Genomic DNA, 19,526 nt, shown 5'->3' on the forward strand with positions numbered 1-19,526 from the left:
TCATAAAATGTTGATCATCTTATTTTAGCACGAACCTTGACATCCCCATTATCACATTGAATAAAAAAACGTCTTTGATTTTGATAGACTTCCTGTTCACACTCTAAATGCAACCACTGTCGCTGATGTTGATTCTCAACAATTCGCTGAATTTGTACCTGTTGGAAAATCATTTTTGCTTGCCGAGCTTGTTGAGTTTGCCATTTGAAAAAAATAATAGATACAAGGCTAAAACTCATTAATGCCACCAATACGCCCAAAAGCGAAATCCCACGCGATATTTTAATAGGTGTATTGATAATCATACCAACTCCCTTTCTGCCACGCCCATTTACCTAATTGATGTAATAAAATCGGTATGTTTTTGTCATACACCAAGCGGATTTTATCTTTACACCGTGAGGTGATTTTAGTTGTACATCGTTGTGTGTCTTCTACCCATGCCCCATAGCGATTGCGCTGTAAGCCGTAAAGTTGTCCTTGCGTGATAATCATCCCTCGCAGAGTCCCTTTTCCGCGAATATGTAAATTCCCTTTAGCGAGGATAAGGGCATACACCGTGCCTTGTACCACAATTTCATTTTCAGCTTTATCCAGATAATAAACAGACAACGGCATCTTTTTCGTTAAGACTAGTGGTTGTACGTAGGGGAAAATATGCAACTCAGGCAATAAATCTTCATGAACATAGTCCTGCCATTGCCCTAATAAAAGATTTTTCTTCGGCACAGCTCCCAATAAGGAGAAATAACGACAAAAGCTCCCAAATTGTAATTTTTTCACGCCCAGATTTTCGGAAAAATTTATGCGAAAAGGATGATGATCATCCTGTTTTATCTCAGCACATTGCTGTTTCAGCTTTTGAAAATCGGTACTTTCCTGTTCCAACTTCCAGTGACTTTGCTGAGCTTTTTGATGATTAAAATGAATTTTGGCATAGCGTGTCAATAATGCTTGACTCCCCCATAATGTAACAATAGCCAAGGGAAGTAACAAAAATAAAAGCATTAGACTAATGAAACCGTGGCGTAGTTGCATGCTCATCTTTCCATAAGTTAATTAATGGGATAACGGCTTGAGTTTGATATTGAATATTAGGTTTATGGATAAGTTGTCCCGTTAACTGAACCAGCACAGCACGATTATCTGCCATCGGTTGAAAATGTAGAGATAAAATACGAATCGCATTTTTATCAAATAAATTTTCCCATTTCCCCTGATTACATTGATCTTCGGACATATAACTGCGACATGTTTTCTCATCACAATAGCTATCTACATCTTTCTTCTGTAAACTCCGTGTTTGCAACATACCTTGATACAAACGATAGCCAAATAATTCATTCTCAATATTTCCCATCGCATTATGTCCATTGCGGATACAATACGTTTTTTTATCATCAGCATTGCCACGATTATTTTTTCCGCCCAAACACCCACTTTGATCTAAATCGTAAAAAAATAAAATACAGCTTTGCTCTGTCTCACCTAATCCTGAATTAATTCTTAATACTTTCCAGATATTTGCCTGCTGAAAATAGCTAAAATTACTCGCAATCACATGATCATTAGGTGCTTGAAATCCAGCTCGGCGAATATCTCGTACCATTTGATCTAAACGACTTTCAAGTGTTTTCTGTAAATATAGATAAGAAAATTGTTGGGTATTTTGATATTGGATTTGTATAAAAAATTCAATTAAAACAAAGAGTAATATAATTGAGAGCGCCATCGCTACCATTAAACTTAATAAAGTTTGCCCACGATACAACATCTCAACATTTCCCCTTTTCAAGACGCATCGTTAGGCGGTCATTAAAAATAAATTTCTGACATTGTTTCTCCAAAGCGAGAGCAAAATGATTCGATTTACTACGTCCCCGAATTCCATTAAATAACGTAATTAAATAGAAAGAATCGTTTTTTGGAATAACTAATTCACTCTTTTCAATGGGATTATAGATAAGAAAATCTTTGCACGCCGCTGCCGAACAAGTGCAACTATCAGGCATAAAAATGGATTGACTAGGTTTTGCCAATAAACACCAATGTGTTGAATTAGCTTCCTGATAACCCCAAAGCTCCCATTTATTTTGATAATCGATCGCTTGCTGTTTAAGTTGAGTAAGAAATACCGTAACTTGTTGGCTTTCATGCATTAAACGCACATTATCATCAACTTGCTTCCACATCGAAAGCCCTATAAAACTCAATGCGCTCATAAGCGAAAGAACAATCAACAATTCTAGATTTGAAAATGCAGATTTAATTGAAGTGTACATGTAAAAAAATTATTTGATAGACATGAGAGAAAGGATAAGGATGAAGGCGCTCATTCCGATCAAATTTTTAGAAATTTTGCGTACAAGATCGCAAAATTAAAGAAAAAATATAAAAAAAGAATAAATAAATGGATTGCAAATAAAACAAAAATCCCACAATAGGATATTTTTAAAATAAATGGAATAAGTAAGATAAGTTGGTGGGTCGTGAAGGGTTCGAACCTTCGACCAATAGATTAAGAGTCTACTGCTCTACCAACTGAGCTAACGGCCCAATGAAAGGTTTCAAACTTGGCTATAAGTGGTGGGTCGTGAAAGATTCGAACTTTCGACCAATAGATTAAAAGTCTACTGCTCTACCGACTGAGCTAACGACCCGCTTATAGGTTTTCATAAATTGGTGGGTCGTGAAAGATTCGAACTTTCGACCAATAGATTAAAAGTCTACTGCTCTACCGACTGAGCTAACGACCCATTTATGAGGTTTTGCATGAGTGGTGGGTCGTGAAAGATTCGAACTTTCGACCAATAGATTAAAAGTCTACTGCTCTACCGACTGAGCTAACGACCCGTCATGCTGTAACGGGGGCGTATATTACTGGATTTATTTTAATAATCAACAAAAATTTTAAATTTTTTATTTATTTGTAGGAATAAACAACAAATTAGCTTTTTTTTAGCTAAATCTTAGACCTTTTAGCCTATTTTTAATACATAAACAATCCCCTAATCACCTCATTAACGATTAAATAATCTTATTAGTTTGATAGATATTAGTATATTGATAATTTAGAATTAATAGCTATTATCTAACAAACACTAATACATTAATTGAGTTTTTTTAATTAAACTTATTGGAGCTTATTTATGACTGATATTAAAAATTGTCCTATGCACCAAAAAACAGAAGTTAAAAAATCAGGCGGTTGTCCGATTGCACATGGTGCAGCTACAAATCATGATCAAGAAGTACAAGCTTTTTGGCCAAATGCATTAAACTTGGATATTTTGCATCAACACGATCGCAAAACCAATCCTTATGATGAAAGTTTCAACTATCGTGAAGCCTTCGCTAAACTCGATCTTGAAGCAGTAAAAAGTGATTTAAAAAAATTAATGACTGAAAGTCAAGATTGGTGGCCAGCTGACTGGGGCAGCTACGGCGGTTTAATGGTTCGTATGGCATGGCACCAAGCAGGTTCTTACCGTACAACTGATGGTCGTGGTGGTGCATCAACTGGTAACCAACGTTTTGCGCCATTAAACTCTTGGCCTGACAACGCAAACTTAGATAAAGCACGTCGTCTTTTATGGCCAATTAAGAAAAAATACGGTAACGCACTTTCTTGGGCGGACTTAATTATCCTTGCAGGTAATATGGCTTACGAATCAATGGGATTAAAAACCTTTGGTTTCGGCGGTGGTCGTGAAGATATTTGGCACCCTGAAAAAGATATTTACTGGGGTGACGAAAAAGAATGGCTTGCAGCTGGCGATAAACGTTATGCAGATAGCGAAAACCGTGAAGAATTAGAAAATCCACTTGCAGCTGTACAAATGGGGCTTATTTATGTAAACCCAGAAGGTGTAGGCGGAAAACCTGATCCGCTAAAAACAGCTCGTGATATGCGCACTACCTTTGCTCGTATGGCAATGAATGATGAAGAAACTGTTGCGTTGACAGCGGGTGGACATACAGTTGGTAAATGTCACGGTAATGGTAACGTTGCACTTGTAGGTGAAGAACCTGAAGCAGCACCATTACACGAACAAGGCTTAGGCTGGGATAACAAAAATGGTCAAGGCAATGCAGGTGATACCATCACTAGTGGTATTGAAGGCGCTTGGACAACTAATCCAACCCAATGGGATAACGGTTATTTCAAAATGTTAATGAACCACGACTGGTGGCTTAAAAAATCTCCAGCTGGTGCATGGCAATGGGAACCAATGCATATTGAAGAAAAAGATATGCCACTTGATGCTCACGATCCAACAAAACGTCGTATGCCAATTATGACCGATGCGGATATGGCATTAAAAATTGATCCTGAATATAACAAAATTTCGCAACGCTTTGCTGACGACCAAGCTTACTTCTCCGAAGTTTTCGCTCGTGCATGGTTTAAATTAACTCACCGTGATCTTGGTCCAAAATCACGTTACCTTGGTAGCGATGTACCTGCGGAAGATTTAATTTGGCAAGATCCAATTCCAGCAGGAAAAACACTTTCTGAACAAGAAGTAGCGGAATTAAAAGATCAAATTCGTGCATCAGGGTTAAGCAATTCAGATCTTATTACAACGGCTTGGGACAGTGCGAGAACCTATCGTGGTTCTGACTATCGCGGTGGTGCGAATGGTGCACGTATTGCACTTGCTCCACAAAAAGATTGGGTAGCAAATGAACCTGCACGTTTAGCGCATGTATTGTCTGTTTATGAAAAAATTAAACAACAATCCTCTACAGGCGTAAGTTTGGCTGACCTTATCGTGCTTGGTGGTGTTGTTGGTCTAGAAAATGCGATTAAAGCAGCAGGCTTTGATGTTCCTGTTCCATTCCTAAGTGGACGTGGCGATGCAACAGCAGAACAAACAGATGCTGAATCTTTTGCACCATTAGAACCATTACACGATGCGTTCCGTAACTTTGTGAAAACAAAATATGCGGTACAACCTGAAGAATTGATGCTTGATCGTGCGCAATTGCTCGGACTTACTGCAGCGGAAATGACTGTATTAGTCGGTGGTATGCGTATGCTTGATACCAACTTTGCCCACAGCAAAGAAGGTGTATTCACCGATCGCCCAGGTATGTTAACCAACGACTTCTTCGTGAACCTTACTGACATGAATTATCGTTGGCAACCTGTTGCAGACAACCTCTACAACATTGTGGATCGTAAAACAGGTGAAACCAAATACACTGCAACTCGTGTTGACCTTGTATTCGGTTCAAACTCAGTTCTTCGTGCTTATGCTGAACACTATGCACAAGACGATAACCGTGAAAAATTTGTCCGCGATTTCGTTAAAGCATGGACTAAAGTGATGAATAATGATCGCTTTGATGTGAAATAATTTTATTATTCCTCTATAAACTTAATACCGCCGTCATGGCGGTATTTTTTTATAAAATATTTTATTTAAAATTAAAATCGTAATTATATTGATAGGTCATCATGTATTTATTTTATAATTTTAATAGTTAAAATAAATAAAAATAATAAAGAGGATTAGGAACTTATATGAATGTTAGTAAACAAATGTCTGAGTGTCCATTCTCGCATGGACTTGTCCCTAATTATGCAAGGGAAAATCAGCAACGCTGGGGAGTAACTGCAATCGAAAATACTGCATGCCAGACTTCAATTTATGCAACGAGTGCAGACAGCCCACGTATCCAGAATTGTCAATCTCAGGTAAAAATTTTTGCCTAAATGACAAAATGACTTCTAAAGTATTGTGGTAATGTAGCGACGAGAGAAAACTGCAAATTTTAGAAACAACACGCCCCGATTTTCGATAAATTTTTTGGAAAATCGGGGCGTCTTTTTATTTATTCCGTTAATTTGCGTAAACCAAAATGGCGGTAAGTACTTTCTGTAGCAATGCGACCACGAGGCGTGCGTTGTAAGAAACCTTGCTGAATCAAGAAAGGTTCTAAGACATCTTCAATCGTATCCCGTTCTTCGCCAATTGCTGCCGCTAAATTATCCAACCCAACAGGACCACCATCAAAGCGTTCGATAATCGCTTGCAATAATTTGCGATCCATTAAATCAAACCCTGCCTGATCGACATCTAACATCGTCAAGGCTTGGCGAGCAATTTCAGCGGTAATATGCCCATCATTTTTGACATCCGCATAATCACGCACACGGCGCAATAGGCGGTTCGCAATGCGTGGCGTTCCACGAGAACGACAGGCAATCTCCTGGGTAGCATCAGGCTCAATAGTAAGGTTTAAACAATCCGCACTTCGTTGAACAATCGCACTAAGATCAGGTACTGAATAAAACTCTAAACGTTGCACAATCCCAAAACGATCACGCAATGGTGAAGTTAAGGAGCCTGCACGCGTTGTCGCACCAATTAAGGTAAAGGGTGGTAAATCTAATTTAATGGAACGTGCTGCTGGACCTTCACCAATCATAATATCCAACTGATAGTCTTCCATCGCTGGATATAACACTTCCTCAATTGCTGGCGAAAGACGGTGAATTTCATCGATAAACAACACATCATGCGGTTCAAGATTGGTCAACATCGCTGCCAAATCCCCTGCTTTTTCTAAAACAGGTCCTGATGTCGTGCGGATATTCACTCCCATTTCATTGGCAACGATATTTGCCAAGGTGGTTTTCCCCAGCCCAGGTGGTCCAAAAATTAAAAGATGATCTAAGGCATCTTGACGCATTTTTGCCGCTTTAATGAAAATTTCCATCTGTTCACGGACTTGCGGTTGCCCGACATAATCTTCTAATAATTTAGGGCGAATCGCACGATCAATAAAATCTTCATCAAATTGGGCCTGCCCGCTAATTATTCTATCTGCTTCAATCATTGTTTATCCTTAAAGCATTGATTTTAGGGCTTCACGAATAAGCTGTTCGCTATTTAAATCCTCTTTCGCAACACGTTTTACTGCTTTTTCAGCTTCAGAAGCCTTATAACCCAGTGCAATTAGTGCTGCAATCGCATCTTGGGCAGCCATATTATCCATTTTCTCAAGTGTAGGTGATGAAGAAGGGAGAGTTTTACTTTCGATAAAGAAATCACGTTGTACGCTATCTTTAAATTTCCCTTTCAATTCAACTACTAAGCGTTCCGCTGTTTTCTTACCCACGCCTGGAATTTTGGTTAACTTAGACACTTCTTCACGTTCAATGGCATATGAAAATTCTTCCACTGACATCGCCGATAAAATGGCTAGACCTAACTTAGGTCCTACCCCATTCGTTTTGATTAATTCGCGGAATAAATGACGATCTGCTTTGTGAGAGAAACCATAGAGTTGCTGAGCATCTTCACGCACCACAAAATGCGTAAATAATGTGACTTCTTGATTTAATTCAGGAAGATCATAAAAACTTGTCATAGGTAAGAGCAGTTCATAGCCCACGCCATGCACATCAAGCAAAATTTCAGGAGGTTGTTTTTCAGCTAAAATACCCGTTAATCGACCGATCATAAGTGCCTTCAATGATTTAAAAAATATACATTAGTATAAAATAATACTGTATAAACATCCACTTATTTATTCTGCTTTTAAACGAAAGCGTCCACGACTGTAACGACTTTGCAGTAATGCCTGGGTTTGTTTGCCAAGTGGTGTTTGCGTAATTTGGTGGGCATATTTAATGGTATGGGCGTGCGTTATGGCAATCGCTAAAGCATCCGCCGCATCGGCTTGAGGCGTTGCAGAAAGGCGTAAAAGTTTGGTTACCATTGCCTGGACTTGGCTTTTATCCGCTGAGCCAATTCCTGTTACCGTCTGTTTAACTCGGCGAGCCGCATATTCAAAAACAGGTAAATCATGGTTCATTGCCGCAACTATTGCTGTTCCGCGTGCCTGCCCAAGTTTTAACGCAGAACTGGCATTCTTAGCCAAGAATACTTCTTCTATCGCAAACATATCGGGTTGAAACTGGGTGATAATTTCGCTCACTCCCGCATAAATACGCTTTAGACGATTAGGTAAATCAGCAACCTCAGTACGAATTGCCCCGCTCCCTAAATATTCCAAATGCAGCCCTTGTTGACGAATCACGCCGTATCCCGTAATGCGCGATCCTGGGTCGATACCTAAAATAATGCTCATTTTCTTTCCATACGAAAAAGCGAGCCTCTGCTCGCTTTTTATCATTAATCTTTATTTCTTTTTTTCTTGCGTAAAACTAACTTGTCGTTCATAAAACTAATTTCTTCATAATCACGAAACAGTGCGACAATCAAACCGATACCAAGACTCACTGCCGTAATAATGGCAGCAATCTCAAAGCCTGTCATAGCAGCAATTGGTGCAGCAGCGAACGCAGAAAGCCCACCTGTAAAAGGCATCGCTCCTACCGCAGTGGTGATCAATGCAATCACCGCTGTGCCTGCCGTCGCTACTTTTTTTACCGTATCTAATTTTTTTGCTAAACGACCTGTCACAACAATTTCATCCACGCCTTGCTCTTTGGCAAGCGTCAACGCATTTTTTGTCGTCACATGTACAGTTTTCATATGCAAGATTATCCTTTAAAAAAGAGAATAATGAATCGAAAAACTATTTTTTAACATCACAATAGTTAATCAAAATTTTATCTGCTTGTGCAGTGTGTTGAAGTAGCATCATGCCATCTTTTTTCGTTACATTCTGCGCATTAATACCATCGACTAACCACACCCATTTTTGTGCATTTTCAAATTTTGTGGTGTCATTGATGTCTTTAACACGTACTAAATTTGCATAGGTTTTACCCGCAAATTGCACATCAGCTTTAACTGCATCATTGCCAGCAAATTGATAAGTTACATGCATCGGATGATTATGTTTCGCACCACACATATAAGTAACGGTTTGTGTTGTTACATTAGTTTGAGGTGCTACATTTTGAGATGCTACTGGAACTTGTTTACTACAAGCAGCTAAAACGAATACACTCGCAAGTGATAAGATTTTAACATACGATTTCATCACTCTCTCCTTCTTATTTAGAGCAGATTAAAGGGTTTCAGCAATCTCGTCGCTGATTTCAGCATTGTGATATACGTTTTGAACGTCATCGCAATCTTCTAACATATCTACTAAACGCATGAATTTAGGTGCAGTTTCAGCATCTAATTCAACGGTTGTAGATGGAATCATGGTTACTTCAGCGCTTTCTAATTTGTAACCCGCTTTTTCTAACGCATCACGTACTGCACCAAGTTCTTCCCATGCAGTAGTAATTTCAAAGCTACCATCATCTTGTGGTTCGATATCTTCTGCACCTGCTTCGATTGCAGCGTCTGTTAAGGTTTCTTCATCACCTTCTAAGATAAGGATTAAACCTTTTTTACTAAACATATAACCTACAGAACCTTCAGTTCCTAAGTTACCACCACATTTTGTGAAGCTTGGACGTACTTGAGAAATAGTACGGTTTGCGTTATCACTTAAACATTCAACGATTAATGCAGTGCCACCTGGACCGTAACCTTCATAGATACGGGTTTCCATATTGGTGTCATCACCACCACCCACACCGCGGTCGATTGCACGGTTAATGGTGTCACGAGTCATGTTTGCTGCTAATGCTTTATCTACAGCGGTACGTAAGCGTGGGTTTGCATTCACATCACCGCCACCAATTTTTGCAGCGGTTACTAATTCACGAATAAGTTTGGTAAAGATTTTACCGCGTTGTGCATCTTGTGCTGCTTTGCGGTGTTTAATATTTGCCCACTTACTATGTCCTGCCATGTTATATATCCTTTTTCTTGACGCAATTTGCGTTATCGTTTAAAAAAATTAAAGAGCCTAAATTTATGAAAAATTTTTCGGAAAATTGAGGCGTAAAAATTCGTGCCTATTTATAGCGAAAATACGGCAAAATTTCAATTTTTATTCAAACATACACCGACAACAACGCCCACTATTTCACATTTAGTAGGCGTTTTCTGAGATTTTTTAAGATTTAAAGCGACTTATAAAATACGGTATTTTTTCAAAAGAAGTTCGCTGACATTATCCGCAGGATAGAACCCCTTGCCTATCAGTCCTTGCGTATAAAATTTGTTGTAAGTAAAACTAAAAAATAAATGAATTACGATAAAAATAATAGAAAACCACATCTGCCCATTACTAGACGCATAATATTCAGGAGGAAGGCGTTCTGCAATAACCCTAACTATGCCAACAAATGCCATAATTAAAAACCATGAAAAATTACCACGAAAAAGTGGCGCAAAACAGCCAAAGAAAAAGACCGTCCAACTAAAACCGACATAGCCACTTTTTACCACACCCATATTATTTTTTAAAAATACTTCTCTCGCCATTTTTTTATCCTTAGGTAATTTGATTCATCTATTGGAGATGAGCAAAATATATCAAATAGTAATTTAATTATTGTCTGAAAAACATAGGATTTTGAAAAATTATTTAGATAGGAAATAAAATGACACTCGCTAAGATAGCATTAGCGAGCTGTCATTAATATGATTGTCGGTGTGTAATGAATTAGCTAGCCATTAAAATGCCGCTTTTTTGAAGCATCATTTTGCTATGATCATCTGCTGGTACAAAGCCTTGAGAAATAAGGTTTTCAGTGTAAAGTTTATTATAAATGAAACAGAAAACGATATTCGCCAAACCACCTGTGATAATATCGCATATCAACATGATAATAAGCCATTTTACATCGCCACGGATAAGGGGAACAAAGAAACCAAAAAATAACGTTGTCCAACTAAAGCCTACAATCCCATTTTTGATCATCCCACTTTCATTTTTTAATAATGCGGTATTAGCCATTCTCTTCTCCTATACCTCAAAAGAATTAATTAATTTTGAGCAAAGTGTATAGAAAAAATACTTATGACTCAATAAAAATCTCTTTTTAAAAATAGATATAAATCAAAGAAAAGCTAAAATCGCCTCGGCATTATTCCACGATTTTGTTAATTGAGCGGCATCTTCAGGCGAAAGCCAACGGTAAGCCTGATGTTCTGCCAACTGAGGAATACGTTTACTATTTAAAGGCAATAAAAACCAATGTTCCTTAACTTTGCTGACATCTGGTGCATAACGGTAGCGAAATTGCGGAAAAATTTCAAATTCAATACTTTTATGGCAATCTATCAGATCCAAACCCTCTTTTACAATATCAATGCCTGTTTCTTCCAAAACTTCTCGCAACGCCGTATCACGTGGCGTTTCGTTTTTTTCCAATGAGCCTGTTACTGACTGCCAAAAATACACGTCATCTTGTCGCTGCAACATCAACACCTCATGCGACACTGCATCATAAATCACAACCAAAACACTTTCAGGATTTTTGTAAGTCATTACCGTTTACCAATTTAAGAAAACATCTATTTTACGTGAAATGTCGGCTCGGTAAAATACACATCCCACACCGCTCTTGCTCTTGCAAAAACTTCACGCACTTGCGTAAAAAATCCAAAATAAGGTTTGATTTTCGGGGCGTCAAAACCGATAAGCGAAAGATGTTCACGCTTAGCTAAATAAAGGGCTCGTTGATTATGAAAGCCTTGTGAAATCACAATGCCACGGTGATATCCATAGATAGTTTTAAAATTGCGGATAGAATCAATAGTACGGTAACCTTTTTGATCCTGCTGAATAACTGTTTCTGGTACGCCAAGACGCATTAACGTTAAACGCATGCGTTTGGTTTCACCATAGCGCCCATTTCCAGAAAGCACAAAGTTAGCACATTTATGAAATTTGAATGCCATCGCCGCCGCTTCCATTCGATCAGCATAAAAGGCATTTATCCCACCTTTTTTCAAATACTTAGACGTACCTAAAACCAGGCAAGGTTGATGCTGGGGTAATTTTTTAACATCGGCTATACGCTCCGTTGGCGTTAAGATCACCATCAAATTCGCAACGATAATAGCAATTAACCCAAGTAAAAAAGGCATACTGAGATAAATAGCTAACTTCTTACGTTTCATTTTGCCCCGCACAGAAAGAAAAAGTGGGTTTTACCCCACTTTTTTGTTTTAGTTTATGCTTTTTCTTCCACAGCAATCGCTAATTCATGTAATGCTTGGCTGTTTGCACGGCTTGGTGCGTCAGTCATTAAACATGCAGCAGCAGTTGTTTTAGGGAAAGCGATAACATCGCGAATATTGGTGGTGTCAGTTAAAAGCATAGTTAAACGGTCTAAACCAAACGCTAAACCTGCGTGTGGTGGTGTACCGAATTTTAATGCGTCTAATAAGAAACCGAATTTTTCACGTTGTTCTTTTTCGTCAATGCCAAGAATATGGAATACCATTTGTTGCATTGGTGCTTCGTAGATACGTACAGAACCACCGCCCACTTCGTAACCGTTGATAACCATATCGTAAGCATTCGCTACGGTATTAAGTGGATCTTGTTGTAATTCTTTTGGTGTACGATCTTTTGGTGAGGTAAATGGATGGTGCATTGCACTTAATTTACCTTCATCATCAAGTTCGAACATTGGGAAATCGATAACCCAAAGCGGTTTCCATGCTGTTAAATCAGTTAAGCCAAGGTCTGTACCAAGTTTTAAGCGTAATGCGCCCATTGCGTCAGTTGTCACTTTAATGCTATCTGCACCGAAGAAGAAGATATCACCAGTTTGTGCACCAACACGTTCGTATAATGCTTTTAATACATCTTCCGTTAAGAATTTTGCGATTGGGCTTTGAACACCTTCAAGACCAGTCGTTACATCATTAACTTTTAACCACGCTAAACCTTTCGCACCGTAGATACCAACAAATTTAGTGTAATCGTCGATTTGTTTGCGAGTAATGCCGTTACCGTTTGGTACACGAATCATTGCTACACGACCATTTGGATCGTTTGCTGGACCGCTAAATACTTTGAAATCAACATCTTTAACGATATCTGCAACATCAACAAGTTCTAATGGGTTACGTAAATCAGGTTTATCTGAACCGAAACGACGCATTGCTTCTGCGAAGGTCATTTGTGGGAATTCACCAAGATCAACGTCTAAGATATTCATCCATAAACCACGGATCATTTCTTCCATTAATGCACGAACTTCAGGTGCAGTTAGGAAACTGGTTTCCACATCGATTTGGGTAAATTCAGGTTGACGATCGGCACGTAAATCTTCATCACGGAAGCATTTCACAATTTGATAATAGCGATCAAAACCAGACATCATAAGAAGCTGTTTGAAAAGCTGTGGTGATTGTGGAAGTGCGTAGAATTTACCTTTGTGTACACGACTTGGCACTAAGTAGTCACGTGCACCTTCTGGTGTCGCTTTGGTTAACATCGGGGTTTCCATATCAAGGAAACCGTGATCATCCATAAAGCGACGAACGAAACTGGTAATTTTTGCACGTACTTTGAAACGTTGTGCAATTTCAGGACGACGTAAATCTAAATAGCGGTATTTTAGACGTTGTTCTTCAGTATTATTTTGGTTGAAGTCTAATGGAAGCACATCCGATGCGTTGTAGATATGTAGGTTTTTCGCTAACACTTCTACTTCGCCAGTTTTCATATTTTTGTTAATTTGATTTTCTGGACGTGCAATCACTTCGCCTTCTACACGAATACAATATTCATTACGCAAGCTTGCTGCTTTTTCAAGTGCGTCTTTGAATTGTGGATCGAAAGTTACTTGCACGATACCTTCACGGTCGCGCATATCAATAAAAATCAAGCCGCCTAAATCACGACGACGATGCACCCAGCCACTTAACGTGACGTTTTCACCGATATTTGTGCGGTTTAAATCCCCACAATAATGTGTTCGCATCATAGCAATTCCTTAAAAATTGAGTAAAAAACTTTTAAATTATAGCTTAAAAGACAACCCCAAAAAACGGGCAAAAGAAATTTATTTGAGTGGATATAAAACTTTCTCTAAAATAACCGCATTTTAGTCCTCAGGATATTTTATGAAAGACACAATTTTCTCTGCACCGATTCAAAAACTCGGTGACTTTACTTTTGATGAGCAAGTCGCGGAAGTTTTTCCAGATATGATTTCCCGCTCTGTTCCTGGTTATTCTAATATCATCACCGCAATCGGCATGCTGGCAAGCCGCTTTGTTACATCTAATTCTAACGTTTACGATCTCGGTTGTTCGCGTGGGGCCGCAACCCTTTCTATTCGCCGTAATGTGGAAAATGTGGAAGGTGTAAAAATTATTGGTGTGGATAATTCTGCTCCGATGGTTGAACGCGCTCGTCAGTATTTGAATGCATACCATAGTGACGTAACCGTAGAGATTTTAGAAGCGGATATCCGTAAGATTGATATTCAAAATGCATCTATGGTGGTGTTGAACTTTACTTTACAATTCCTCCCTCCTGAAGATCGCATTGCCCTTTTAACAAAAATCTATCAAGGGTTAAATAAAGGTGGGGTTTTAGTATTATCGGAAAAATTCCGTTTTGACGAAAAAGAAATGGATGATTTACTCATTGATTTACACCATCAATTTAAACGTGCAAATGGTTATAGTGAATTAGAAGTCAGCCAAAAACGTACGGCACTAGAAAATGTGATGCGTACAGATAGTATTGAGTTACATAAAAAGCGTTTAAAAGATGTCGGCTTTGCGCAAGTTGAATTATGGTTCCAATGCTTTAATTTTGGGTCAATGATCGCCATTAAAAAATAAAATCACGCCCCAATTTTCGTAAAAATTTTTACAAAAACTCCTCTAAATAATAGAGGAGTTTTATATATTTTAGATTAAATAATCTTCTGCCAGATACCTAAGGTTTTATCTTGGATATAACCTTTTTCGGTGCCAAGTGAAATTGCCAATTTTTGTAAATTAACCGCTAACTCAAATTGTCCACATACCGATAAACTATGAATTAGGCGAGATATTTTTTTCGTTTCATGCCCTGCAGGATGTAGCCAAAAAGAACGATCTTGCAAAACTTTTGTAGGAAAAACTAAACTTCCCTCACGTTCTAATTCAAAATAAGCAAAAATACGATCAATAGATTTTAAGTAACACTTTTGAATATCTTCATTTTGTGCAAAAACATCTGCATCTGCCTGTGAAAAGATAGGGACGCGCTTATTCCATTTCCGCCCAACAACAACCTCTTTATTCTTAAAAGGTGTAATCGGTAATAGCCATGGAATCCAAAAATAACCGTCACTAAAAATCAAATCAGACATATTCCACATTTCTTCCAAAGAAAATCCTTCAAGGCTTTTACGTTTTCCGAGATAAAACTCAATTACTGGATGTTGCATGTTTGTTCCTCGTTTTAAATTACCCAAGTATGTTGCTTTACTAAAAACGGAGTCAATACAGCCACAAACTTCCGTGGAAAATTTTCTCTGTTATACGCTGCTAAGTGAATTTTCGTATTTTCTAAATTCATTTCGGGGTATTCTAAGCGTAAAATTTTAAATAAAGATAACATAATAAATCACCATAAGTTAATTGTACTTTTAACCAATTTATGTTGTTTTTATCTCTAAAGATAAAACAAGATACCGTTCACTCTTAACAGGTTTTAAAGGCGTTTAAGCGCCAAGATTTTGGTTTAAATTTAACCAAGCATAGATTAATAAACAAGCAAACAAACAATTTGACGATTTATCCCCAGTTTTAGATTATTTAACAATCAGTTTATTTAACTAAAAAGGACTGTTTTTTTAAATTTAGAGAATGTTATTCTGAAAAGCGAATTGGCTTGAGTGCAGTCGATAAAAATAATGGATGACTCGGTTCCCCAGATTTATTGAGAATTAAATAATGAAGCTGTGGAATAAGATTTTTTATCATTTTCGTACGCATTGTAAAATGCTCTACTTTTCTTCCACTATTACCCCAAGCTCCAATCACCATTGCAGAATTTCGAGTAATATTTGTAATCCAATAATCATTGTCTTTACCGACAGGATCTTCTTGCTCTAATAATAAGCTAGGATCAGTTGCTCGAAATGCGAAAAGATTAATCACATAAATCCCCCCATATCCCCATTTTCTCGCATAACTGATACATTTTCTTATTGTAGGATCATTTTCTTTTTCATCTGCTGTTGAAGGATTCAAACAAACAAAAGTAACATATGGCTCGCTATTATCCCATATGCGCCACAATACATAGCGATACTGACGATCATCAGAAAACTTTGCACCACTTATCATTATCTTCTCCTTTTATCATAGTAGCTAATTAGAAGTAGGATTATAGCCTAATCGAATTACTTACTCAAATCACATAAAAATTACAGGGAAGAGGGGTGAAACCTTTGATAATAAAAAGGAAAACTCTTAAATTTCAGGCATAAAAAAACCTCTTGATTGCTCAAGAGGTTGGTGTTGAGACCTGGCGGTGTCCTACTCTCGCATGGAGTAACTCCACACTACCATCGGCGTTACAGCGTTTCACTTCTGAGTTCGGCATGGGGTCAGGTGGGACCACTGCACTTTCGCCGCCAGGATTATTCTTTATAATCTGTCTTTTCGTCGTTCTTTACTTAACGTTTATTTGCGTTTTACTTTCTCTTCGCTTCGTTAAGTCTTTAAAATCTTCACTGAAAACCGACTTTCTTTCAAATCTTTTCTCTAAAAATATTTGAGTGTTGTATGGTTAAGCCTCTCGGGCAATTAGTATCTGTTAGCTCAACGCCTCACAGCGCTTACACATCAGACCTATCAACGTCTTAGTCTCAAACAACCCTTACCGACTTTAAGTCGGGGAGAACTCATCTCTTGGCAAGTTTCGTGCTTAGATGCTTTCAGCACTTATCTCTTCCGCATGTAGCTACCCAGCAATGCCTCTGGCGAGACAACTGGAACACCAGTGATGCGTCCACTCCGGTCCTCTCGTACTAGGAGCAGCCCCAATCAATTCTCCAACGCCCACGGCAGATAGGGACCGAACTGTCTCACGACGTTCTAAACCCAGCTCGCGTACCACTTTAAATGGCGAACAGCCATACCCTTGGGACCTACTTCAGCCCCAGGATGTGATGAGCCGACATCGAGGTGCCAAACACCGCCGTCGATATGAACTCTTGGGCGGTATCAGCCTGTTATCCCCGGAGTACCTTTTATCCGTTGAGCGATGGCCCTTCCATGCAGAACCACCGGATCACTATGACCTACTTTCGTACCTGCTCGACTTGTCTGTCTCGCAGTTAAGCTTGCTTATACCATTGCACTAACCTCACGATGTCCGACCGTGATTAGCAAACCTTCGTGCTCCTCCGTTACTCTTTGGGAGGAGACCGCCCCAGTCAAACTACCCACCAGACACTGTCCGAGTACCCGTTTCAGGTACGTCGTTAGAACATCAAACGTTAAAGGGTGGTATTTCAACAACGACTCCACAAGAACTGGCGTTCTCGCTTCATAGTCTCCCACCTATCCTACACATTAAAATTCAAGGTTCAGTGTCAAGCTATAGTAAAGGTTCACGGGGTCTTTCCGTCTAGCCGCGGGTACACCGCATCTTCACGGCGATTTCAATTTCACTGAGTCTCGGGTGGAGACAGCCTGGCCATCATTATGCCATTCGTGCAGGTCGGAACTTACCCGACAAGGAATTTCGCTACCTTAGGACCGTTATAGTTACGGCCGCCGTTTACTGGGGCTTCGATCAGGAGCTTCGCTTGCGCTAACCCCATCAATTAACCTTCCAGCACCGGGCAGGCATCACACCCTATACGTCCACTTTCGTGTTTGCAGAGTGCTGTGTTTTTAATAAACAGTTGCAGCCAGCTGGTATCTTCGACCGGATTCGCCTTCGTCCGCGAGGGACTACAACTACCACCGGCGCACCTTCTCCCGAAGTTACGGTGCTATTTTGCCTAGTTCCTTCACCCGAGTTCTCTCAAGCGCCTGAGTATTCTCTACCTGATCACCTGTGTCGGTTTACAGTACGATTTATAATAACCTGAAGCTTAGTGGCTTTTCCTGGAAGTGTGGTATCAGTTACTTCACAACCGTAGTTGCTCGTCATCACTTCTCGGCGTTAAGAATATCCGGATTTGCCTAGATATTCCGCCTACCGGCTTAAACCATCTAATCCAAAAGATGGCTAACCTAACCTACTCCGTCCCCACATCGCAGTTATTACAAGTACGGGAATATTAACCCGTTTCCCATCGACTACGCTTTTCAGCCTTGCCTTAGGGGTCGACTCACCCTGCCCCGATTAACGTTGGACAGGAAACCTTGATCTTCCGGCGAACGAGTTTTTCACTCGTTTTATCGTTACTTATGTCAGCATTCGCACTTCTGATACGTCCAGCATACTTCTCAGTACACCTTCATCCGCTTACAGAACGCTCCCCTACCCAACAGACTTACGTCTGATGCCGCAGCTTCGGTGCTATATTTGAGCCCCGTTACATCTTCCGCGCAGGCCGACTCGACTAGTGAGCTATTACGCTTTCTTTAAATGATGGCTGCTTCTAAGCCAACATCCTAGCTGTCTAAGCCTTCCCACTTCGTTTCCCACTTAATATAGACTTTGGGACCTTAGCTGGCGGTCTGGGTTGTTTCCCTCTCCACGACGAACGTTAGCACCCGCCGTGTGTCTCCTGAGTATCACTCTTTGGTATTCGGAGTTTGCATCGGGTTGGTAAGCCGGGATGGCCCCCTAGCCGAAACAGTGCTCTACCCCCAAAGGTGTCCGCTCAAGGCTCTACCTAAATAGATTTCGGGGAGAACCAGCTATCTCCCGGTTTGATTGGCCTTTCACCCCCAGCCACAGGTCATCCGCTAATTTTTCAACATTAGTCGGTTCGGTCCTCCAGTTAGTGTTACCCAACCTTCAACCTGCCCATGGCTAGATCACCGGGTTTCGGGTCTATATCTTGCAACTAGTCGCCCAGTTAAGACTCGGTTTCCCTACGGCTCCCTTATTCAGTTAACCTCGCTACAAAATATAAGTCGCTGACCCATTATACAAAAGGTACGCAGTCACCACACGAAGTGGCTCCCACTGCTTGTACGTACAGGGTTTCAGGTTCTATTTCACTCCCCTCACAGGGGTTCTTTTCGCCTTTCCTTCACAGTACTGGTTCACTATCGGTCAATCAGGAGTATTTAGCCTTGGAGGATGGTCCCCCCATCTTCAGACAAGATAACACGTGTCCCGCCCTACTTATCGTAAGCTCAGTACCACAAAAGCGTTTTAAGATACGGGACTATCACCCTCTATGATTGAGCTTCCCAGCTCATTCTCCTAACGCTTTTGCTATCACTTACAGGCTCTTCCGCTTTCGCTCGCCGCTACTAACAGAATCTCGGTTGATTTCTTTTCCTCGGGGTACTTAGATGTTTCAGTTCTCCCGGTTTGCTTCTCTTTCCTATATATTCAAAAAGAGATGATAGATTCTTCATCTATCGGGTTTCCCCATTCGGATATCTCGGGTTATAACGGCTCTTATCGCCTTACCCAAGCTTTTCGCAGATTAGCACGTCCTTCATCGCCTCTGATTGCCAAGGCATCCGCCCTGTACGCTTAGTCACTTAACCATACAACCTCAAATATTTTCATATTAAGATTGCGATTAACAA

The 19,526-nt window shown here is 39.8% G+C and carries 20 protein-coding genes, 4 tRNA genes and 2 rRNA genes; 3 read left to right on the forward strand and 23 right to left on the reverse strand.

Features of this window, described 5'->3' with window-relative positions; genetic code table 11:
• Positions 1 to 14 precede the first annotated feature (14 nt).
• From EL259_RS03010 to EL259_RS03045, 8 genes are all read right to left on the reverse strand, one after another.
• Positions 15 to 305: a DUF5374 domain-containing protein gene (locus EL259_RS03010; protein WP_126598883.1), complete on the reverse strand. Its 291-nt coding sequence runs from the start codon at positions 303 to 305 to the stop codon at positions 15 to 17.
• The gene (locus EL259_RS03015; protein ID WP_126598886.1) at positions 283 to 1,044 is read right to left on the reverse strand and encodes a DUF2572 family protein; all 762 of its coding nucleotides are present in this window, start codon (positions 1,042 to 1,044) and stop codon (positions 283 to 285) included. The genes EL259_RS03010 and EL259_RS03015 overlap by 23 nt, the downstream gene beginning before the upstream one ends.
• Positions 1,013 to 1,774, reverse strand: coding sequence for a hypothetical protein (locus EL259_RS03020; RefSeq protein WP_126598888.1), 762 nt, complete (start codon positions 1,772 to 1,774; stop codon positions 1,013 to 1,015). The genes EL259_RS03015 and EL259_RS03020 overlap by 32 nt, the downstream gene beginning before the upstream one ends.
• Before the next feature lies 1 nt (position 1,775).
• Positions 1,776 to 2,192, reverse strand: coding sequence for a hypothetical protein (locus tag EL259_RS03025; RefSeq protein WP_126598890.1), 417 nt, complete (start codon positions 2,190 to 2,192; stop codon positions 1,776 to 1,778).
• Positions 2,193 to 2,480: 288 nt separating this feature from the next.
• Positions 2,481 to 2,556 (reverse strand) — tRNA-Lys (locus EL259_RS03030).
• Positions 2,557 to 2,584: 28 nt separating this feature from the next.
• Positions 2,585 to 2,660: transfer RNA gene (locus EL259_RS03035), tRNA-Lys, on the reverse strand.
• A 20-nt stretch (positions 2,661 to 2,680) separates the two neighbouring features.
• Positions 2,681 to 2,756, reverse strand: a tRNA-Lys gene (locus EL259_RS03040).
• 21 nt (positions 2,757 to 2,777) lie between these two features.
• Positions 2,778 to 2,853, reverse strand: a tRNA-Lys gene (locus tag EL259_RS03045).
• Positions 2,854 to 3,149: 296 nt separating this feature from the next.
• On the opposite strand from EL259_RS03045, the gene katG reads away from it, so the two are divergent.
• Positions 3,150 to 5,363, forward strand: coding sequence for a catalase/peroxidase HPI (gene katG / locus EL259_RS03050; RefSeq protein ID WP_232019072.1), 2,214 nt, complete (start codon positions 3,150 to 3,152; stop codon positions 5,361 to 5,363).
• Between the two features lie 167 nt (positions 5,364 to 5,530).
• On the forward strand, positions 5,531 to 5,722 hold the full coding sequence (locus EL259_RS03055) for a hypothetical protein (RefSeq protein ID WP_126598892.1): 192 nt from the start codon (positions 5,531 to 5,533) through the stop codon (positions 5,720 to 5,722).
• A gap of 119 nt (positions 5,723 to 5,841) precedes the next feature.
• Here EL259_RS03055 and ruvB read toward each other — a convergent pair whose 3' ends face one another.
• From ruvB to aspS, 11 genes are all read right to left on the reverse strand, one after another.
• Positions 5,842 to 6,849 carry a Holliday junction branch migration DNA helicase RuvB gene (gene ruvB / locus EL259_RS03060; RefSeq protein WP_126598894.1) on the reverse strand — a complete coding sequence of 336 codons (1,008 nt, stop codon included), beginning with the start codon at positions 6,847 to 6,849 and terminating at the stop codon, positions 5,842 to 5,844.
• Positions 6,850 to 6,858: 9 nt separating this feature from the next.
• Complete coding sequence (gene ruvA, locus EL259_RS03065; protein ID WP_126598896.1) at positions 6,859 to 7,476, reverse strand: Holliday junction branch migration protein RuvA; 618 nt, start codon at positions 7,474 to 7,476, stop codon at positions 6,859 to 6,861.
• 66 nt (positions 7,477 to 7,542) lie between these two features.
• On the reverse strand, positions 7,543 to 8,106 hold the full coding sequence (ruvC, locus tag EL259_RS03070; protein WP_126598898.1) for a crossover junction endodeoxyribonuclease RuvC: 564 nt from the start codon (positions 8,104 to 8,106) through the stop codon (positions 7,543 to 7,545).
• 44 nt (positions 8,107 to 8,150) lie between these two features.
• Positions 8,151 to 8,513 carry a hypothetical protein gene (locus EL259_RS03075; protein ID WP_126598900.1) on the reverse strand — a complete coding sequence of 121 codons (363 nt, stop codon included), beginning with the start codon at positions 8,511 to 8,513 and terminating at the stop codon, positions 8,151 to 8,153.
• 43 nt (positions 8,514 to 8,556) lie between these two features.
• Positions 8,557 to 8,967 carry a hypothetical protein gene (locus EL259_RS03080; RefSeq protein WP_126598902.1) on the reverse strand — a complete coding sequence of 137 codons (411 nt, stop codon included), beginning with the start codon at positions 8,965 to 8,967 and terminating at the stop codon, positions 8,557 to 8,559.
• A gap of 27 nt (positions 8,968 to 8,994) precedes the next feature.
• Positions 8,995 to 9,735: a YebC/PmpR family DNA-binding transcriptional regulator gene (locus tag EL259_RS03085; protein ID WP_126598904.1), complete on the reverse strand. Its 741-nt coding sequence runs from the start codon at positions 9,733 to 9,735 to the stop codon at positions 8,995 to 8,997.
• Positions 9,736 to 9,959: 224 nt separating this feature from the next.
• Positions 9,960 to 10,313, reverse strand: coding sequence for an HrgC protein (locus EL259_RS03090; protein WP_126598905.1), 354 nt, complete (start codon positions 10,311 to 10,313; stop codon positions 9,960 to 9,962).
• Between the two features lie 181 nt (positions 10,314 to 10,494).
• Positions 10,495 to 10,788 carry an HrgC protein gene (locus EL259_RS03095; RefSeq protein ID WP_126598907.1) on the reverse strand — a complete coding sequence of 98 codons (294 nt, stop codon included), beginning with the start codon at positions 10,786 to 10,788 and terminating at the stop codon, positions 10,495 to 10,497.
• Between the two features lie 102 nt (positions 10,789 to 10,890).
• Positions 10,891 to 11,322 carry a dihydroneopterin triphosphate diphosphatase gene (nudB, locus tag EL259_RS03100; protein WP_126598909.1) on the reverse strand — a complete coding sequence of 144 codons (432 nt, stop codon included), beginning with the start codon at positions 11,320 to 11,322 and terminating at the stop codon, positions 10,891 to 10,893.
• Between the two features lie 26 nt (positions 11,323 to 11,348).
• Entirely contained in the window at positions 11,349 to 11,957 is a 609-nt protein-coding gene (locus EL259_RS03105) for a SanA/YdcF family protein (RefSeq protein WP_126598911.1), read from the reverse strand.
• Positions 11,958 to 12,010: 53 nt separating this feature from the next.
• Entirely contained in the window at positions 12,011 to 13,777 is a 1,767-nt protein-coding gene (gene aspS / locus EL259_RS03110) for an aspartate--tRNA ligase (RefSeq protein WP_126598913.1), read from the reverse strand.
• Between the two features lie 139 nt (positions 13,778 to 13,916).
• Between aspS and cmoA the strand changes: the two genes are divergently transcribed.
• The gene (gene cmoA, locus EL259_RS03115) at positions 13,917 to 14,645 is read left to right on the forward strand and encodes a carboxy-S-adenosyl-L-methionine synthase CmoA (RefSeq protein WP_126598915.1); all 729 of its coding nucleotides are present in this window, start codon (positions 13,917 to 13,919) and stop codon (positions 14,643 to 14,645) included.
• A gap of 74 nt (positions 14,646 to 14,719) precedes the next feature.
• Here the strand turns inward: cmoA and EL259_RS03120 are convergent, their stop codons facing one another.
• From EL259_RS03120 to EL259_RS03135, 4 genes are all read right to left on the reverse strand, one after another.
• Positions 14,720 to 15,238 (reverse strand): hypothetical protein, encoded by a 519-nt coding sequence (locus EL259_RS03120; protein ID WP_126598917.1) that lies wholly within the window; start codon positions 15,236 to 15,238, stop codon positions 14,720 to 14,722.
• A 424-nt stretch (positions 15,239 to 15,662) separates the two neighbouring features.
• Positions 15,663 to 16,142 carry a DUF1643 domain-containing protein gene (locus EL259_RS03125; protein ID WP_126598919.1) on the reverse strand — a complete coding sequence of 160 codons (480 nt, stop codon included), beginning with the start codon at positions 16,140 to 16,142 and terminating at the stop codon, positions 15,663 to 15,665.
• Positions 16,143 to 16,321: 179 nt separating this feature from the next.
• Positions 16,322 to 16,437, reverse strand: a 5S ribosomal RNA gene (gene rrf, locus EL259_RS03130).
• A gap of 146 nt (positions 16,438 to 16,583) precedes the next feature.
• Positions 16,584 to 19,484, reverse strand: a 23S ribosomal RNA gene (locus EL259_RS03135).
• Positions 19,485 to 19,526: the final 42 nt, after the last annotated feature.

It is taken from the genome of Actinobacillus delphinicola, from assembly GCF_900638385.1.
Classification (GTDB): domain Bacteria; phylum Pseudomonadota; class Gammaproteobacteria; order Enterobacterales; family Pasteurellaceae; genus Actinobacillus_C; species Actinobacillus_C delphinicola.

Coding starts and splice junctions, on each gene's coding strand:
- ruvB (WP_126598894.1), bottom strand. CDS start 6,849: ATGATTGAAGCAGATAGAATAATTAGCGGGCAGGCCCAATTTGATGAA.
- EL259_RS03095 (WP_126598907.1), bottom strand. CDS start 10,788: ATGGCTAATACCGCATTATTAAAAAATGAAAGTGGGATGATCAAAAAT.
- EL259_RS03120 (WP_126598917.1), bottom strand. CDS start 15,238: ATGCAACATCCAGTAATTGAGTTTTATCTCGGAAAACGTAAAAGCCTT.
- ruvA (WP_126598896.1), bottom strand. CDS start 7,476: ATGATCGGTCGATTAACGGGTATTTTAGCTGAAAAACAACCTCCTGAA.
- EL259_RS03015 (WP_126598886.1), bottom strand. CDS start 1,044: ATGAGCATGCAACTACGCCACGGTTTCATTAGTCTAATGCTTTTATTT.
- EL259_RS03055 (WP_126598892.1), top strand. CDS start 5,531: ATGAATGTTAGTAAACAAATGTCTGAGTGTCCATTCTCGCATGGACTT.
- nudB (WP_126598909.1), bottom strand. CDS start 11,322: ATGACTTACAAAAATCCTGAAAGTGTTTTGGTTGTGATTTATGATGCA.
- katG (WP_232019072.1), top strand. CDS start 3,150: ATGACTGATATTAAAAATTGTCCTATGCACCAAAAAACAGAAGTTAAA.
- EL259_RS03025 (WP_126598890.1), bottom strand. CDS start 2,192: ATGTGGAAGCAAGTTGATGATAATGTGCGTTTAATGCATGAAAGCCAA.
- ruvC (WP_126598898.1), bottom strand. CDS start 8,106: ATGAGCATTATTTTAGGTATCGACCCAGGATCGCGCATTACGGGATAC.
- EL259_RS03010 (WP_126598883.1), bottom strand. CDS start 305: ATGATTATCAATACACCTATTAAAATATCGCGTGGGATTTCGCTTTTG.
- EL259_RS03020 (WP_126598888.1), bottom strand. CDS start 1,774: ATGTTGTATCGTGGGCAAACTTTATTAAGTTTAATGGTAGCGATGGCG.
- EL259_RS03125 (WP_126598919.1), bottom strand. CDS start 16,142: ATGATAAGTGGTGCAAAGTTTTCTGATGATCGTCAGTATCGCTATGTA.
- EL259_RS03085 (WP_126598904.1), bottom strand. CDS start 9,735: ATGGCAGGACATAGTAAGTGGGCAAATATTAAACACCGCAAAGCAGCA.
- EL259_RS03080 (WP_126598902.1), bottom strand. CDS start 8,967: ATGAAATCGTATGTTAAAATCTTATCACTTGCGAGTGTATTCGTTTTA.
- cmoA (WP_126598915.1), top strand. CDS start 13,917: ATGAAAGACACAATTTTCTCTGCACCGATTCAAAAACTCGGTGACTTT.
- EL259_RS03105 (WP_126598911.1), bottom strand. CDS start 11,957: ATGAAACGTAAGAAGTTAGCTATTTATCTCAGTATGCCTTTTTTACTT.
- aspS (WP_126598913.1), bottom strand. CDS start 13,777: ATGATGCGAACACATTATTGTGGGGATTTAAACCGCACAAATATCGGT.
- EL259_RS03075 (WP_126598900.1), bottom strand. CDS start 8,513: ATGAAAACTGTACATGTGACGACAAAAAATGCGTTGACGCTTGCCAAA.
- EL259_RS03090 (WP_126598905.1), bottom strand. CDS start 10,313: ATGGCGAGAGAAGTATTTTTAAAAAATAATATGGGTGTGGTAAAAAGT.